The organism is Parabacteroides sp. merdae-related_45_40, from assembly GCF_001915675.1.
The window spans coordinates 5677-8022 of the sequence record NZ_MNQY01000092.1 but is presented as its reverse complement, the minus strand read 5'-3'; the positions used below and the strand labels follow the sequence as shown (position 1 = coordinate 8022).

General features: G+C 41.4%; 4 protein-coding genes. 2 read left to right on the top strand and 2 right to left on the bottom strand.

Translation table 11 applies throughout. From position 1 onward, the window contains the following. The first annotated feature begins 189 nt into the window (after nt 1-189). Together BHV83_RS11180 and BHV83_RS11175 are read left to right on the top strand one after the other, a co-directional pair. Nucleotides 190-411 carry a hypothetical protein gene (locus tag BHV83_RS11180; RefSeq protein ID WP_122206288.1) on the top strand — a complete coding sequence of 74 codons (222 nt, stop codon included), beginning with the start codon at nt 190-192 and terminating at the stop codon, nt 409-411. Nucleotides 412-1049: 638 nt separating this feature from the next. Next, the gene (locus tag BHV83_RS11175) at nt 1050-1475 is read left to right on the top strand and encodes a glycosyltransferase family 32 protein (protein WP_122206287.1); all 426 of its coding nucleotides are present in this window, start codon (nt 1050-1052) and stop codon (nt 1473-1475) included. 129 nt (nt 1476-1604) lie between these two features. On the opposite strand, the gene tnpB is transcribed toward BHV83_RS11175, so the two are convergent. Together tnpB and BHV83_RS11165 are read right to left on the bottom strand one after the other, a co-directional pair. Continuing rightward, nucleotides 1605-1946 carry an IS66 family insertion sequence element accessory protein TnpB gene (gene tnpB / locus BHV83_RS11170; protein WP_286757526.1) on the bottom strand — a complete coding sequence of 114 codons (342 nt, stop codon included), beginning with the start codon at nt 1944-1946 and terminating at the stop codon, nt 1605-1607. Nucleotides 1947-1953: 7 nt separating this feature from the next. After that, a complete protein-coding gene (locus tag BHV83_RS11165; RefSeq protein ID WP_229092741.1) occupies nt 1954-2331 on the bottom strand; it encodes a hypothetical protein in 378 nt (125 codons plus the stop codon). Between the last annotated feature and the right edge of the window lie 15 nt (nt 2332-2346).

Sequence of the window (2346 nt, the reverse complement as noted above, 5' to 3'; positions counted from 1 at the left end):
TGTATATGTGTCTTATCTCCTTGTTTTAAAACAGTTGGATGTGAAAAATAAATTGGCAGATAAAATATGTGTAGCTTTTAGTTTAAAAAACGGATGTAATGCTGCATTGGAATCTTCTGTATCTAAATTGTTTGGGATTCTTCTCTGATCCAGGCTACCTTCTACTATCGCTTTTACCTGTTCCGTGCCTTGAAAAAGGTCGGTTTGGCCGATCGGTATGCGGAGATAGAAGGAAAGAGCCCTCACCCGGCAGGGCTTATCGAAGTCAGTTTGAAGAAAAACGGCAAAGGACTTTCCGGCCATATCGTTTTACCGGCTTTGCTGAGCGGAACGTTTGTCTGGGGCGAGCAGCAGTTGAATCTTGTTGGCGGCAGGAACACGGTCGCTCATCTTTTTCCGTTGGCAAATTAGCATATCTGTAAATAGCGGACCTACGATTGACAATTTGTTAGAGTTGCCACTCGTAGGTTCTCTTACATCCGTACGTTTATCCTGATCGTTTGTCCCGATTGTCTGGATAGTTTTCCAAAACCATTCAGATCATTTGAAAAATCATTTAGATGATCCTGGGAAGACGGTACGGAATCGTGCTGTTTTTAAGCCTGAAATAAGGAAAGCAAGCAAAGCGTACGTTAGGAAAATGGCTCTAAGTTTGTATCAAAAATAGACAATATCCCCTCCTGAAATAGAGTCATTTTGTAAATCTGTGATTAGTAGGTATATATGGAATATGTTGTTTGTTAAAAAATATTACTCCCTTGTGTGTAATTTGAATTATATGGGATATAAAATCAAATTAGATGCGGTGGTAGTTTCGATTTGAACCAATGGCTTTTTCGGAAATTTTGACAATAAGTAAGATCTCGTTTGTGTATGTCTATTGTATAGCATAAGATTTTGTGTTACAGATTGTAAAAGAAATCATATATTTAAATCTAACTATAACAACAAAAATTAAGGCGTAGAATGGTTTTTGCGTAGTTTAGTGCTATTATAGTGTCGGGTATAAATTAGATAAAATATGCAGATACCAAAGACTATACACCTAAGTGTGGGAAGGAAAGGATGGTCCACAACCGGATCTTTTGTCGGATTTGTCTCAAACATGGAAAGAGCAACATCCGGATTGGACGTGCATTTTCTGGAATGGCGAGAAGATCGATGCCTTTATGGCTGGACATGCCGAATATAGGGATGTATATAATTCTTATCCGTATGCAGTTCAGCGTTGGGATATGATTCGTTATTTGATTCTATATGAATATGGAGGTATTTATGCTGATTTGGATTATGAATGTATAGATGCGCTGGATAGTTTGTTGGAAAATGAATTTTGTTGTTTGGCCTCCGATCCGGAAGAACATGCCCGTATTTTCGATAAAGCCCATATTGTAACGAATGCTTTTATGCCTATTGAAGCCGGGCTGCGGTATATGGGATTGGAACTTATATCCGGCAAATGGTATCATGCTTAACCAGTATGGATAACGTTTCTTTGCATCTCGTCCAACTCAATTCGGATGTTGAAAAAGTTACTTTCTCTCAACAGGAAGGTTATGAAGAAATCCAATGACATACAAAAGTGAACGGAGTAAAAAAAGGTACTATTTTCGAAGCTTTTGCAGGTTTTCAAGTCTCGTGCGTCGCGAATCGCGGGCTTCCATGATACCCTCCACAATCATGACAAGTTCCCGCCATTCTATATTTGCACAGACCTCATTATCGCTGGCAGAATCAGGCTTGCCTAAAGTGCCGGCTTCCAGAAGTTTGGAATACTGCACCATGCCGCCTGGCTCCCAATGCAGGAGTTTTATACGGTCACGGTTTATGAAGATATACACGTTGCCGTTGCAGGGGTCCTGCCCCACGGCGTCGGTGATGATACCGCTGAGGGTATGGAAGCTTTTGCGCATATCAGTCGGGCGGTTATACAACAGATAGCACATACTGTCATTAAGGCTGAACATGGTTGCAGGCCCGGATGATTGAAAACAGTTCCTTTTCATTTAGCTCACCGCAAATGCGTATGGCACTACCGGCCGGTGTACGTATTTCCATCTCTTTCAATCCGCTTGGCGTAGCCGGTGTATTTTTCTGTTTCCGTCCGGTTGTACCGGCAAATGAAGGAACCGGAACAAAAGATCCGCTGTGTGGAAGCTCGATAAACTCACCTTGAGCCGTTTTACCCGATGATTGCTCGGCGGCATAACGGGATTTGCTGTCGTAAAACCGCCATACAGGGATGTTGAGTTCCTCTAATCTTGACTTATAAGTCACTTTGTGCTCTTTGCAGTAGTTCATTATCTCTACTACTTCTTCTCGTGTCATCATAACTTTGCTTTTTGG